Below are 13,966 nucleotides of genomic sequence, written 5' to 3' on the forward strand. Positions count from 1 at the left end.
TTTTCTTACCGCTGGATCAGGAGGACATCAACTCGGCCTTGACCAGTTTCGCCTGCTCGTCGGCGTGGTACGAAGAGCGTACCAGCGGGCCGGAAGCGACGTTCTTGAAGCCCATCTTGTAACCTTCCTCGGCGAACCAGGCGAAGGTGTCCGGGTGCACGAAACGCTGGACCGGCAAGTGGCTGCGGGACGGTTGCAGGTACTGGCCCAGGGTCAGCATGTCGATGTCGTGTTCGCGCATGCGCTTCATGACTTCGATGACTTCTTCGTCGGTCTCGCCCAGACCCAGCATGAGGCCGGACTTGGTCGGAATGTGCGGCATCATCTGCTTGAAGCGTTGCAGCAGGGTCAGGGACCACTGGTAATCCGAACCCGGACGCGCAGCCTTGTACAGGCGCGGCACGGTTTCCAGGTTGTGGTTGAACACATCCGGTGGCTCGGCAGCGGTGATGTCCAGCGCGACGTCCATGCGGCCACGGTAATCCGGGACCAGGGTTTCAAGCTGCACGTTCGGCGACAGCTTGCGGATCTCGCGGATACAGTCGGCAAAGTGCTGGGCACCGCCGTCGCGCAGGTCGTCGCGGTCTACCGAAGTGATCACCACGTACTTGAGTTTCAGGTCGGCGATGGCGATGGCCAGGCTTTGCGGCTCATTGACGTCCAGAGGTTTCGGACGACCGTGGCCAACGTCGCAGAACGGGCAGCGACGGGTGCAGATGTCACCCATGATCATGAAGGTCGCGGTGCCGCCGGAGAAGCATTCGCCCAGGTTCGGGCAGGACGCTTCTTCGCACACGCTGTGCAGCTTGTGTTTGCGCAGCAGGGCCTTGATACGGTCGACTTCCGGCGAAACCGGGATGCGCACGCGAATCCAGTCGGGTTTCTTCGGCAGTTCGGTGGTCGGGATGATCTTCACCGGGATACGTGCAACCTTCTCGGCGCCGCGCAGCTTGACGCCGGCTTCTACCTTGGCACGCGGGGCCGGACGCTCGGTGACATCCAGCGTCGGGATCATGGTTTGCACTGCATCAGTAGTCATATCAGTCGATTCCGCCCGTTAGGGTCGTCTGCTCAGCATAGTCGAGGTGTTTGACGAGCTGCGCGCGCAGCCGGGCACTTACCTCGGCAAATTCAATCGATCCTGCGTGATCGCTCAGCTGGGTCATCGCCAGCCCGGCGTAGCCGCAGGGATTAATCCGTCGAAACGGTTCCAGGTTCATATCCACGTTCAGGGCCAGGCCATGAAAGGAGCAACCGTGGCGGATCCGCAGACCCAGAGAAGCGATTTTCGCCCCGTCGACGTAGACACCCGGGGCATCCGGCTTGGCCGCGGCCATGACGCCGTAGCTGGCCAACAGTTCGATCAGGCACTGCTCCATGCGGCTGACCAGGTCTCGCACGCCGAAACCCAGCTTGCGCACATCGAGCAACAGGTAAGCCACCAATTGGCCTGGACCATGGTAAGTCACCTGACCACCGCGATCGACCTGCACCACCGGGATATCCCCCGGCACCAACAAGTGCTCGGCCTTGCCGGCCTGGCCCTGGGTGAATACCGGCAGGTGCTCGACCAGCCAGATCTCGTCCGCGGCATCACTGCCGCGTTCGTTGGTAAAGCGTTGCATGGCATGCCAGACCGGCTCGTAAGCCATCTGGCCAAGCTCGCGAAAGCCCAGCGTGCCAGACATCACAGCACCATGTGCACGAAACCGGTGGCCCGCAATTCGCTGTTGATGTCGTACAGCTGTTCCTGGCCGGTGGCGATGATGTGCAGCTGGATGGTCGTGTACTTGCCGTTGGTACTCTGGCGTTCGGCCAGGGTCTTGTGGTCAACGGTCGCGTGTTTCTCAAGGATCGCAATGATCTTGTCCTTGAAACCCACACCAGTGTCGCCGATTACCTTGATCGGGTAATCCGCGCAGGGGAATTCGATTTTTGGCGCCTTTACTTCGGTGTCTGTCATGGCGTAACGGCCTCGTAAGCCGTGGCAACGGACATGGCCCCGCTCCGGATCGGGGCGGGGCCATGCAAGTCCACACTAATTCAGTTGAACAAGCCGTAGAAGAATAGACGGATGCTATCCCACATGCGGCGGAAGATACCACCCTCGTCGACCGCGTCGAGGGCGATCAGGTCGGCGCTGTGCACCACTTTCTCGTCCAGCTTCACTTCGACTTTACCGATCACGTCGCCCTTGGCGATTGGTGCAATCAGTTGCGGGTTCATGGTCATGCTGGCGGCGAGCTTTTTCAGCTGGCCCTTCGGCAGGGTCATGGTCAGGTCTTGGGCCAGGCCGGCCTTGATCTGGTTGGTGGTGCCTTTCCAGACAGGCGCCTGAGCCAGCTCGGCGCCTTTCTGGTAGAAGGTCTGGGTTTCGAAGAAGCGGAAACCGTAAGTCAGCAGCTTCTGGGTTTCGGAGGCACGCGCCACGTCGCTGTTGGTACCGAACACCACGGCGATCAGGCGCATGCCATCACGGACAGCCGAGGACACCATGCAATAGCCGGCTTCGTCGGTGTGGCCGGTTTTCAGGCCGTCGACAGTCTTGTCGCGCCACAGCAGCAGGTTGCGGTTCGGTTGCTTGATGCCGTTCCAGAAGAACTCTTTCTGCGAGTAGATCGCGTAGTGAGCCGGGTCTTCGTGGATGATCGCGCGAGCCAGCACGGCCATGTCATGAGCCGACGAGTAATGCTCCGGGTTCGGCAGGCCGGTCGGGTTCATGAAGTGGGAGTTGGTCAGGCCCAGATCGGCGCCGGTTTTGTTCATCATGTCGGCGAACGCGTCTTCGCTGCCGGCGATGTGCTCGGCGAGCGCAACACTGGCGTCGTTGCCCGACTGAATGATGATGCCGTGCAGCAGGTCGCTGACGGTGACTTGCGAGCCGACCTTGATGAACATCCGCGAACCGCCGGTACGCCAGGCGTTTTCGCTGACGGTCACCGGATCGTTTTCACCGATCTGGCCACGACGGATTTCCAGGGTCGCGATGTACGCGGTCATCAGCTTGGTCAGGCTGGCCGGAGGCAGACGCTGGTCACCGTTGTTTTCCACCAGCACGTTGCCGCTGCTGGCATCCATGAGCACATAGGATTTGGCGGCCAGTTGTGGTGGTGACGGCATCATCTCGACCGCGAACGCGGCAGGCGAGAGGAGCAGCGGGACTAGCAGGCACAGTCGTTTGGCAAAGGTGGTGATGTTCATCCGTCTCTCGAAATCGCTAATGGAAACTGCCCAAGGGCAAAACTAATCAGATGACCTTCTAACGGGCCATCGCGTGTTCAGTTGTTCACTCAGAACCCTTGCCGGGCTTTTGTTCTAAAACGAGCCAACAACCAGGTTCACCCCCCAAGACCGCAAGCGAACCGTCAATCAAGTACTACGTCTTACTCGGCGGTGACCAGGCTCGGCGAACCGAGATTGGCCAGGCGCACGCTGTTCTGCACTTGCTGGATTTCACCCGGCGAGCCGATCGGCCCCAGGCGAACCCGATGCAGTGTCTGTTGGTTACGCACGATCGAGCTGATGAACACCGGAGCGCTCACCATCCCGCTGAGCTTCGATCTCAGGAGCTCTGCAGCGTCCGGGTTGGCGAACGCGCCCACCTGCAGATACTGGCCAGAGGCTGGTGCAGAAGCGTTTTTTTTTGCATCGATCGGCACAGGTACGACGGCCGCGGCGTGTTGCTGCGGCGGTGGCGTCCATTGTTCAACGGTGCCCGCCGAAGCCGTGATCACCGGGGCGTTATTTTGCGCGATTTTCGGCTCGTTGAGCATCAACGGTGCCGGACGCCCTTTGGCGGCCCACCATTGCTGCGGGTCGATGCCTTCGACCTTGACCCGCGCCGTGCCGCTTTCGGCATAACCGAGCTTCTTGGCGGCGGCGTAGGACAAATCGATGATCCGGTCAGAATAGAACGGCCCGCGGTCGTTGACGCGCAGGACCACGGTCTTGTTGTTGTCCAGGTTGGTCACCCGAACGTAACTGGGCAGCGGCAAGGTCTTGTGTGCGGCACTCATGCCGTACAGGTCATAGACCTCGCCATTGGCGGTGTTCTGGCCGTGGAATTTGGTGCCGTACCAGGACGCCGTGCCCGACGCGACGTAGGACTTGGATTCTTGCTGCGGGAAATAAGTCTTGCCCAGCACGGTATACGGGTTGGCTTTATAAGGACCCGTGTGCAGGGTCGGCGTCGCGTCAGGGATGCGTGATACGTCGACGTCCCACCATGGCGCACCGTCTTTGTGCGCGCGGTTGATGTCCAGGCCTGGCGTTGCACGCACGACGGTGGGAGAAGACTTTGTTGGCGTCGGCGAGCGACTGGTCGAACAACTGGCGACCAGCACCGTCAACGCGGCGCATGCCATCAGCTTCAGGGGTTTATTCATAGGCAATGCCCGCATTACTTGACGCCCCGTGCTTGGACCAGCTGTTCAGACAGTTGATGTACGGCCATGGCGTACATCACGCTGCGGTTATAACGCGTAATCGCGTAGAAATTCGTCAGGCCCATCCAGTATTCAGGACCCTTGTCACCTTCCAGGCGGAATGCCGTGACCGGCATATCATCGCGCAGCGCATCATGACTTGACCACCCTAGCGCTCGCAACTCCCCAACGGTTTTAGTCGGTTCGATACCGGTGGTCAAACCCAGATCCACCTGATCGCCACGCACATCGGCGCGGCTGACCACGGGTTCACCGCCTACCCAGCCGTGACGTTTGAAGTAACTGGCGACGCTGCCGATGGCATCGTCCGGGTTGTTCCAGATATTGATGTGGCCATCACCGTCGAAGTCCACCGCATAGGCGCGAAAGCTGCTCGGCATGAACTGCGGCAAGCCCATCGCCCCCGCGTATGAGCCCTTGAGGGTCAACGGATCGACCTGCTCTTCACGGGCCAGCAGCAGGAACTCACGCAATTCCTTGCGGAAGAATTCGGCACGGGGAGGATAGTCGAAACCCAGGGTCGACAAAGCATCGACCACCCGGAAATTTCCGGTATTGCGTCCGAAAAAGGTTTCAACACCAATGATCGACACAATAACCTGCGCCGGCACGCCGTATTCCTGCTCGGCACGGGCCAGTACCGCCTCGTGCTGACGCCAGAAGTCCACACCGCGGGCGATGCGCGCATCGGTGATGAACATCGGGCGGTACTCGCTCCACTGCTTGACGCGCTCGGCGGGTTTCGAGATCGCGTCCAGGATCGACTGCTTGCGCTCGGCTTCGCGGAACACGCCCATCAGCTGTTCACCGGCAAAACCGTAGTCGCGGGTCATTTCACCGACGAATTCGGCCACCTGGGGTGAGCCTTCGTAATCGCCGGCCAACGCGTCCTGCGCTGTGCCAAGGATGCTTACCAGGCCGACCCATGGCGCGTATCGAGTCGCCCAGCCACGCATTGCTTGCATTGAAATCTTCACCTTATTCAAACTTGTGCGATCCACTTACGATGGGTATGGATCGACATCAAAACCCCAAACGCTGACAGCAGCGTCACCAGCGAAGTTCCTCCGTAGCTAATGAACGGCAACGGCACCCCCACGACCGGCAACAGGCCACTGACCATACCGATGTTGACGAAAACGTAAACAAAAAACGTCATGGTCAGGCTGCCCGCGAGCAATTTGCCGAACAATGTCTGGGCCTGGGCGGTAATGACCAGCCCGCGACCGATCAACAGCAGGTAAATCAGCAGCAGTGCGCAGATGCCCACCAGGCCGAACTCTTCACCCATGACTGCAATAATGAAGTCGGTGTGGCTTTCCGGCAGGAAGTCCAGGTGCGACTGGGTGCCCAGCAGCCAGCCCTTGCCGAACACGCCGCCGGAACCGATGGCGGCCTTGGACTGAATGATGTTCCAGCCGGTGCCCAGCGGATCGCTCTCCGGGTCGAGGAACGTCAGGACTCGCTGCTTCTGGTAATCGTGCATGACGAAGTACCACATGGCGACAGCCACCGGCACGGCGGCGGCGAGCACGCTGAGGATCCAGCGCCAGCGCAGGCCGCCCATGAACAGCACGAACGCACCACCCGCCAGGATCAGCAATGAGGTGCCAAGGTCGGGTTGACGCACGATCAGAATGAATGGCAAGCCGATCAGAAACAAACTGACGCCCACGTGCTTGAGCTGGGGCGGCAAGGTGCGCTTGGACAGGTACCAGGCGATGGTCGCCGGCATCAGGATCTTCATGAATTCCGAGGGTTGGAAGCGGATCACCCCGGGAATATTGATCCAGCGCGTGGCGCCCATGGCGTTGTGGCCCATGATGTCCACCACCACCAGCAAAAGCACGCCGAGCACATAACCGACCGGCACCCAACGGGCCATGAAGCGCGGCTCGAACTGGGCAATGACGACCATCGACACCAGGCCGATACCGAACGAAGTGGCTTGCTTGGCCAGCAGGTCCCAGCTCTTGCCGCTGGCCGAATACAGCACGAACAGGCTGCCGGCGGCGAGGGTCAGCAACAGGATCAACAACGGGCCGTCGATGTGCATGCGTTGCAACAGCGTCGCACGACGACGCATCACATCCTCGCTGGAGAGAATGCGATCGAAATTACTGTTCACGGGCCGTAGCCTCCGCGCTGATTGGGCTGGCGTATTCGGCTTTCAACCGACCGTTCTGGTCCAGGAGCCAGGCGTCCATGATTTGACGCACCACGGGTGCAGCAACGCCGGAGCCGGACTCGCCATTCTCGACCATCACCGACACCACGATCTTCGGGTTGTCGGCCGGCGCGAAGCCGACGAACAAGGCGTGGTCACGATGGCGTTCCTGGACCTTGGACCGGTCGTATTTCTCGCCCTGCTTGATCGCGACCACCTGGGCCGTACCACTTTTACCGGCGATGCGGTATTGCGCACCGAGCGCCGCTTTGCGTGCCGTACCCCGGGCGCCGTGCATCACCTGCTGCATGCCGTGGTTGACCTTGGTCCAGTCGGACGGGTCGCGCAGGATGATGTCCGGCATCGGATTCTCGTCCTTGGGCCGCTCGCCTTCGACGGTCTTGGCCAGGTGCGGCCGGTTCCAGACACCCTTGTTCGCGACCAGCGCCGTTGCCTGGGCCAGTTGCAATGGCGTTGATTGCATATAGCCCTGACCAATCCCGAGAATCAGCGTTTCGCCCGGGTACCAGACCTGACGCCGGGTTGCACGCTTCCATTCACGTGTAGGCATCAGCCCCGGCGACTCTTCGAACATGTCCAGCGAAACCTTCTGGCCGATGCCGAACTTGCTCATGTACGCCGACAAGCGATCGATTCCCAGTTTGTGGGCCAGGTCGTAGAAGTAGGTGTCGTTGGACCGCATGATCGCCGTGTCCAGATCGACGTAGCCGTCACCGGTACGGTTCCAGTTACGGTATTTGTGATCGTAGTTGGGCAACTGGTAATAGCCGGGGTCATACACCCGACTCGACGCGGTCACAACGCCAGCATCCAGGCCGGCAATTGCCACTGCCGGTTTGATGGTCGAGCCCGGCGGGTACAGGCCGCGCAGCACGCGGTTGAACAGCGGTCGATCAATGGAATCGCGCAGCTCGGAATAGGCCTTGAAACTGATGCCGGTGACGAACAGGTTTGGGTCAAAACTCGGCTGACTGACCATCGCCAGGACTTCGCCGGTTTTCGGGTCCAGCGCCACCACTGCGCCACGGCGACCGCCGAGTGCAGCTTCGGCGGCCTCCTGCAATTTGATGTCCAGGCTCAGGACGATGTCCTTGCCGGAAATCGGTTCGGTACGTTTGAGTACCCGCAGCACGCGGCCACGGGCGTTGGTCTCGACTTCTTCGTAACCGACCTGACCGTGCAACTCGGGCTCGTAGAAACGCTCGATACCGGTTTTGCCAATTTGATGGGTGCCGCTGTAACTCACCGGGTCCAGAGACTTGAGCTCTTTCTCGTTGATCCGCCCCATATATCCCACCGAGTGCGCAAAGTGCGCGCCCTGCGGATAGTGACGAACCAGCTGCGCGACCACTTCCACACCCGGCAGACGGAACTGATTCACCGCGATACGGGCGATCTGTTCTTCGGTCAGCTCGAACAGGATCGGCACCGGTTCGAACGGCCGGCGCCCCTGCCGCATGCGTTTCTCGAAGATCACCCGGTCCTCGGGCGTCAGCTCCAGCACTTCGACGATCACGTCGAGCACTTGCTGCCAGTCACCGGAGCGCTCGCGGGTCATGCTCAGGCTGAAACTAGGCCGGTTATCGGCCACCACCACGCCATTACGGTCGAAGATCAGTCCGCGAGTCGGAGGAATCGGTTGTACATGGACGCGGTTGTTTTCCGACAGGGTCGAGTGGTACTCGTACTGAATCACCTGGAGAAAATACAGCCGCGCAATCAGCACACAGATCAGCGCCACCACCGCGATTGCCCCGAACACGACGCGGCCACGCACCAGACGGGCGTCTTTTTCGTGGTCCTTGAGGCGGATCGGCTGGGGCATGAGGGCAGAACTACTTGTGGTAAGGGTGGCCGGACAAGACTGTCCAGGCACGATACAGCTGTTCGCCGATCAGAATGCGCACCAGCGGGTGCGGCAACGTCAACGGCGAGAGCGACCAGCGCTGATCGGCCCGGGCACAGACTTCCGGCGCCAGCCCTTCGGGGCCGCCGACCATGAAATTCACCGTGCGCGAGTCCAGCCGCCAGCGATCGAGTTCGACCGCCAGCTGCTCGGTGCTCCAGGGCTTGCCGTGGACTTCGAGGGTGACGACACGCTCGTTCGGCCCGACCTTGGCCAGCATGGCTTCGCCTTCCTGACGGATGAAGCGCGCCACGTCGGCGTTCTTGCCGCGGGTGTTGAGCGGTATTTCCACCAGTTCCAGCGCCAGCTCGGACGGAAGACGCTTGGCATATTCATGCCAGCCTTCTTCCACCCACTTGGGCATGCGTGAACCGACGGCGATCAGTCGCAGTCGCACAGCGGTCCCTTATTGCTGGTCTTTGTTGAGCTTGACGAAGTGCTCATGGGTGTTTTCCGGGCTGTGGTGAGCCGCGTTCAGAGCACGGCTCTGTTCTGCACCGGACCACAGACGCTCCAGGTCATAAAACTGACGAGCCGAAGCGGTCATCATGTGGACGATGACATCATCCATGTCCAGCAATACCCAGTCGCTGTCGCCCTTGCCTTCTTCACCCAATGGCTTGACGCCCTGGGCCTTGACCGCCTCGCGGACCTTATCCAGCATCGCGCCGATCTGGCGGTTGGACGTACCGGTAGCGATGATCATGAAGTCGGTGATGCTCTGCTTTTCACGAACGTCGATCACCTGAATGTCCTGGCCCTTCACGTCTTCCAGGGCCGCTACGGCAACCTTGACCAGCTCTTCGCCGCGCAGCTCTGGGCCGGTTGGAGCTTCTACTGGCAGAGGGGCGCTCTTGAACGTGCCTTTGCGCTTTACTTTAGTTACGTCTTTGTCAGTCATATAAAACTCGTTTTGCTCGTATGTTCGGGCGCTTCGGTACACGCGTTCACGTGTTTTGAAGCGCTCCCTTTTTCAGTTCGACGCACGGTAGAGTCCGTGCGCATCGATGTAGGCCAGGACCGCGTCGGGCACCAGGAAACGTACCGACTTACCGCTGGCCAGCAGTTGACGGATCTGGGTGGCGGATACCGCGAGCGGTGTCTGCCAGACGAATGCAATCTGTCCGCTCGGCCCTTTGAGGGCCAGCGGGTCGCTCACCGAGCGTGCCGCCAACAGATTGCGCAAGGCATCCGGCGGTTCGCTGTCGGCATCCGGGCGTTGCAGCACCAGGATGTGGCAATGCTGGAGTAACTCTTCCCAGCGGTGCCAAGTGGGCAGGCCGCAAAATGCGTCCCAGCCCAAAAGTAGAAAAACCTGGTCCTGTGCGGCCAGTTCGCCACGCATCAGCTCCAGGGTATCGATGGTGTAGGACGGTTTGTCCCGCTGCAATTCGCGGGCATCCACCACCAACGGCGCCACACCGGCCACCGCGCACTCGACCATCGCCAGACGGTCTTTGGCCGACACCTGCGGCGTACCGCGATGAGGCGGCCTGGCACTGGGCGTCAGGCGCAGCTCATCGAGCGCCAGCGATTCGGCGACTTCCAGCGCACCGCGCAAATGGCCGATGTGCACTGGGTCGAAGGTCCCGCCCAGCATGCCGATGCGTCGAGGCGCAGGTTCGCTGGTGGTCACCGGGGCCGACAGTTTGAGGTCGCCCAACTCAGACCGACGCCTGGCCGCGCAACTGACCATCACCGACCACGATGTACTTCTCGCAGGTCAGTCCTTCGAGACCCACCGGGCCGCGGGCGTGCAGCTTATCAGTAGAAATGCCGATCTCGGCACCCAATCCGTATTCAAAGCCATCGGCGAAGCACGTCGGGGTGTTGATCATCACCGATGACGAATCGACTTCCGCGACGAAACGCCGGGTGTCGGCCAGGTTTTCGCTGACAATTGAATCGGTGTGATGCGAGCCGTGCTTGTTGATGTGTTCGATGGCCTGGCCCAGTCCGTCGACCACGCGGATCGAGAGGATCGGCGCCAGGTATTCGGTGTTCCAGTCTTCTTCTGTTGCCGCAACAGCCTCGATGATCGCCCGGGTACGTTCGCAGCCACGCAGCTCGACGCCTTTTTCGTGGAACTGTGCCGCCATGGCCGGCAGAAACTCCTTGGCAACAGCTTGATCCACCAACAGCGTTTCCATCGCGCCGCAGATGCCATAACGGTAAGTCTTGGCGTTGAAGGCGATGCGACGGGCTTTCTGCAGGTCGGCGTGGGCGCTGACATAAACGTGGCAGATGCCGTCCAGGTGCTTGATCACCGGCACGCGCGCATCGCGGCTGATCCGTTCGATCAGGCCACGGCCGCCACGGGGCACGATGACATCGACGTATTCAGGCATGGTGATCAGCGCGCCAACGGCAGCACGGTCGGTGGTTTCGACCACTTGCACGACGGCGGCAGGCAGATCGGCCTCGGCCAGGCCGCGCTGGATGCAGGCGGCAATGGCACGGTTGGAGTTGATGGCCTCGGAGCCGCCGCGCAGGATGGTCGCGTTGCCGGATTTCAGGCACAGGCTGGCAGCATCGATGGTCACGTTCGGCCGCGATTCGTAAATGATCCCGATCACGCCCAATGGCACTCGCATCTTGCCGACCTGAATGCCCGACGGCCGATAGCTCATGTCGCGGATCGCACCCACCGGATCCGGCAGCGCGGCAACCTGACGCAAACCGACAATCATGCCGTCGATGCGTTCCGGGGTCAGCGCGAGACGCTCCAGCAGGGCCGGTTCAAGACCGTTGGTGCGGCCAGCCGCCAAATCCAGCTCGTTGGCGGCTGTCAGCTCGGCGCGTGCAGCGTCCAACGCCTGGGCAGCAGCCTCCAACGCGCGGTTTTTCTGCGCAGTGCTGGCACGGCCGATGACGCGAGACGCTTCGCGGGCTGCGCGACCCAAACGGGTCATATAGTCAAGAACGGACTCAGTCATGGTCTGGAGTGGTCTTTGATAAGGTCTTGGTAAAGAGTAAAGCGGCAGATTATAGCTGTCGCGTCCCGGGACTAACAGCGGTGACAGGCGGATGGTCGAAATCGAGGGCAATTTGCCGACGTTCAGCCGTGATTAAGCTGCAAATTGTTATCATCACGACCCAATCAGCCTTGATAAACGCCGTTCATCATGACCAACCTGACTGTTCGTGCGTCCGCAACGAGCCTGCCCACGGCACTTGCGGACGCGTTTTTCGACCGAGACGCGCAAACGCTGGCCCGGGAATTACTGGGCAAAGTGATCCGGCATCGGGTCGGTGAACTCTGGCTGAGCGCTCGAATCATCGAGACCGAAGCCTATTACTTCGAAGAAAAAGGCAGCCATGCCTCCCTTGGCTACACAGAAAAGCGTAAGGCTTTGTTTCTGGATGGTGGTCACATCTATATGTATTACGCCCGTGGCGGCGATTCCCTGAACTTCAGTGCCCAAGGTCCCGGCAATGCGGTGTTGATCAAGTCCGGCTATCCATGGGTCGATGAATTGAGCGGCGCGGCGAGCCTGGCGCAAATGCTGTTGAACAATCCGGATGCCCAGGGCCGCCCTCGGCCCTCGCAAAAGCTCTGTGCCGGACAGACATTGCTCTGCAAGGCGCTGGGCCTGAAGGTGCCGATCTGGGACGCCAAGCGCTTCGACCATGAAGTACTGCTGGTGGAAGATATCGGGCCCGCACCCGCCCACATCATTCAAACCACACGCCTGGGCATTCCCCATGGGCGTGACGAACACCTGATGTACCGCTTCGTCGATGCCGCCTACGCTGCCTATTGCACGCGGAACCCGCTGCGACGAGGGCAGGTCGAAGGTCGCGACTATTTTTTGCTGTGAACACAATCCCCTCTACAGGGCTCAATCGATAAGTTGGGAGTTGTTTTTTATGGGTCCATGGCTCGATAGCGTGACCGGATGGTTAACGGTCAACCCGCAATGGCTGGCCGCTGCGGTGTTCATAGTGGCCTTTGTGGAATGCCTGGCAATTGCCGGGCTGATCGTCCCCGGTACGGTATTGCTGTTTGCCGTCGCGGTCCTGGCCGGCAGCGGCGCGCTGTCGTTGAGCGAAACACTGCTGCTGGGTTTCGTCGCCGGCGTGCTGGGCGATATCGTTTCGTACTTCGTGGGGCGGCATTTCCATCAGAACATCCGGCGCCTGCCCGGGCTGCGCCATCACCCGGAATGGATCGCCGGGGCCGAGGCCTATTTCCAGCGTTATGGCATCGCCAGCCTGCTGGTCGGACGCTTCATCGGCCCGTTGCGCCCCATGCTGCCAATGGTCGCCGGGATGTTCGACATGCCCTTCCCGCGCTTCGCTGCCGTCAGCCTGCTGGCCGCCGCCGGCTGGAGCGTCGCCTATCTGCTGCCCGGCTGGGCCACGGGTGCAGCCATTCGCCTGCCGTTGCCGGAAGGTTTCTGGCTGCAGGCGGGCATCGTTGCCGGGAGTATCGCGGTGATGGTTGGCTTGAGCGCGACCAGCAGCCTGCGCCGCCATCGCCGGGCCACGACGTGGATCAGTTGCATGAGCCTGCTGATCCTGATCGGCCTGTTCATCGGCTATCCGCATTTGACCGCTCTTGATCAGGGCGTGATGACCCTGGTGCAGGAGCACCGCGGCCCGACGCTGGATGAAGTGGCGGTCACCTTCACCCTGATCGGTGAGTTCCGCAACATGTTGCTGTTCAGCGCCCTGCTCACCGGCTTGCTGTTACTTTGCCGACAATGGCGTCAGGCGCTGTTCGCCGGCGGCACCCTGCTCTGCACCGCCCTGGCCAATACCGCGACCAAAAACTTCTTCGCCCGGGTACGCCCGGAAGTGTTGAGCGATCCCTTGACCAGCTACAGCATGCCCAGCGGCCACGCTTCGGGGTCGTTTGCCTTGTTTCTGACCCTGGCCGTGCTCGCCGGTCGCGGACAGCCGCCTCGGATGCGCCTGACCTGGCTGCTGCTGGCCTGCCTGCCGGCACTGTCGATTGCCTTGTCGCGGGTTTATCTGGGCGCGCACTGGCCGACCGACGTGCTGGCCGGTGCCATGCTGGCGGCGTGCGTGTGTGCAGGGAGTTTGTGGCTGAGCCAGCGGCAGACGCCGCTCAATGCCATGCCGTTCAAGGTCTGGTGGCTGATCCTGCCGGCGTTGCTGGCATTGTTCAGTTTCTTCGCCCTGCGCCATCTGCCGCATGCAATGTTGCGGTACGCGTATTGACACCACGGGTTCGCCGCTCTATTCGCCAACAGCAAAGAGCGCCCTCCTCGCCACTCTTCAAGGATTTCTCCGACGAGAGTGGCGCTTGATCCCGTGAATCGAACATCTGCGTCGCGACCACGTCTTTTCAGAATAATCAGTCAAGCAATAATCGAAGTTACATATTATTCCATAACTTCCAACGCCTGCACCTTTCACGACATGGAAAATCAATTACATTAAAGCCAATGGCATGAACTA

14 protein-coding genes are annotated in these 13,966 nt (G+C 60.8%); 2 read left to right on the top strand and 12 right to left on the bottom strand.

Annotated features, from left to right (window positions below):
• Positions 1-16: 16 nt before the first annotated feature.
• The 12 genes from lipA to ACA067_RS29195 form a co-directional block, all read right to left on the bottom strand.
• Positions 17-1,039 carry a lipoyl synthase gene (gene lipA / locus ACA067_RS29140; protein ID WP_497459602.1) on the bottom strand — a complete coding sequence of 341 codons (1,023 nt, stop codon included), beginning with the start codon at positions 1,037-1,039 and terminating at the stop codon, positions 17-19.
• A 1-nt stretch (position 1,040) separates the two neighbouring features.
• Positions 1,041-1,688 (bottom strand): lipoyl(octanoyl) transferase LipB, encoded by a 648-nt coding sequence (gene lipB / locus ACA067_RS29145; protein WP_497459603.1) that lies wholly within the window; start codon positions 1,686-1,688, stop codon positions 1,041-1,043.
• Entirely contained in the window at positions 1,688-1,963 is a 276-nt protein-coding gene (locus ACA067_RS29150; protein ID WP_008152827.1) for a DUF493 domain-containing protein, read from the bottom strand. Before ACA067_RS29150 ends, lipB begins: the two co-directional genes overlap by 1 nt.
• Before the next feature lie 80 nt (positions 1,964-2,043).
• A complete protein-coding gene (locus ACA067_RS29155) occupies positions 2,044-3,201 on the bottom strand; it encodes a D-alanyl-D-alanine carboxypeptidase family protein (protein WP_497459604.1) in 1,158 nt (385 codons plus the stop codon).
• Between the two features lie 182 nt (positions 3,202-3,383).
• On the bottom strand, positions 3,384-4,400 hold the full coding sequence (locus tag ACA067_RS29160) for a septal ring lytic transglycosylase RlpA family protein (protein WP_497459605.1): 1,017 nt from the start codon (positions 4,398-4,400) through the stop codon (positions 3,384-3,386).
• A complete protein-coding gene (gene mltB, locus ACA067_RS29165; RefSeq protein WP_497459606.1) occupies positions 4,400-5,410 on the bottom strand; it encodes a lytic murein transglycosylase B in 1,011 nt (336 codons plus the stop codon). Before mltB ends, ACA067_RS29160 begins: the two co-directional genes overlap by 1 nt.
• Before the next feature lie 17 nt (positions 5,411-5,427).
• Positions 5,428-6,531: a rod shape-determining protein RodA gene (gene rodA, locus ACA067_RS29170; protein ID WP_168187363.1), complete on the bottom strand. Its 1,104-nt coding sequence runs from the start codon at positions 6,529-6,531 to the stop codon at positions 5,428-5,430.
• A 31-nt stretch (positions 6,532-6,562) separates the two neighbouring features.
• Entirely contained in the window at positions 6,563-8,458 is a 1,896-nt protein-coding gene (gene mrdA / locus ACA067_RS29175; protein WP_497459607.1) for a penicillin-binding protein 2, read from the bottom strand.
• 10 nt (positions 8,459-8,468) lie between these two features.
• Positions 8,469-8,936, bottom strand: a complete 468-nt coding sequence (gene rlmH / locus ACA067_RS29180; RefSeq protein WP_007937439.1) for a 23S rRNA (pseudouridine(1915)-N(3))-methyltransferase RlmH — start codon at positions 8,934-8,936, stop codon at positions 8,469-8,471.
• A 9-nt stretch (positions 8,937-8,945) separates the two neighbouring features.
• Positions 8,946-9,440 carry a ribosome silencing factor gene (rsfS, locus tag ACA067_RS29185; RefSeq protein ID WP_154855662.1) on the bottom strand — a complete coding sequence of 165 codons (495 nt, stop codon included), beginning with the start codon at positions 9,438-9,440 and terminating at the stop codon, positions 8,946-8,948.
• Between the two features lie 72 nt (positions 9,441-9,512).
• Positions 9,513-10,235, bottom strand: a complete 723-nt coding sequence (nadD, locus tag ACA067_RS29190) for a nicotinate-nucleotide adenylyltransferase (RefSeq protein ID WP_497459608.1) — start codon at positions 10,233-10,235, stop codon at positions 9,513-9,515.
• The gene (locus ACA067_RS29195; RefSeq protein ID WP_497459609.1) at positions 10,204-11,475 is read right to left on the bottom strand and encodes a glutamate-5-semialdehyde dehydrogenase; all 1,272 of its coding nucleotides are present in this window, start codon (positions 11,473-11,475) and stop codon (positions 10,204-10,206) included. The genes nadD and ACA067_RS29195 overlap by 32 nt, the downstream gene beginning before the upstream one ends.
• A 189-nt stretch (positions 11,476-11,664) precedes the next feature.
• Here ACA067_RS29195 and ACA067_RS29200 point away from each other — a divergent pair, with 189 nt between their 5' ends.
• Together ACA067_RS29200 and ACA067_RS29205 are read left to right on the top strand one after the other, a co-directional pair.
• Positions 11,665-12,360, top strand: a complete 696-nt coding sequence (locus tag ACA067_RS29200; protein WP_497459610.1) for a DNA-3-methyladenine glycosylase — start codon at positions 11,665-11,667, stop codon at positions 12,358-12,360.
• A 49-nt stretch (positions 12,361-12,409) separates the two neighbouring features.
• The gene (locus ACA067_RS29205; protein WP_497459611.1) at positions 12,410-13,726 is read left to right on the top strand and encodes a bifunctional DedA family/phosphatase PAP2 family protein; all 1,317 of its coding nucleotides are present in this window, start codon (positions 12,410-12,412) and stop codon (positions 13,724-13,726) included.
• Positions 13,727-13,966 lie beyond the last annotated feature (240 nt).

This window comes from Pseudomonas sp. LBUM1674, assembly GCF_059695635.1.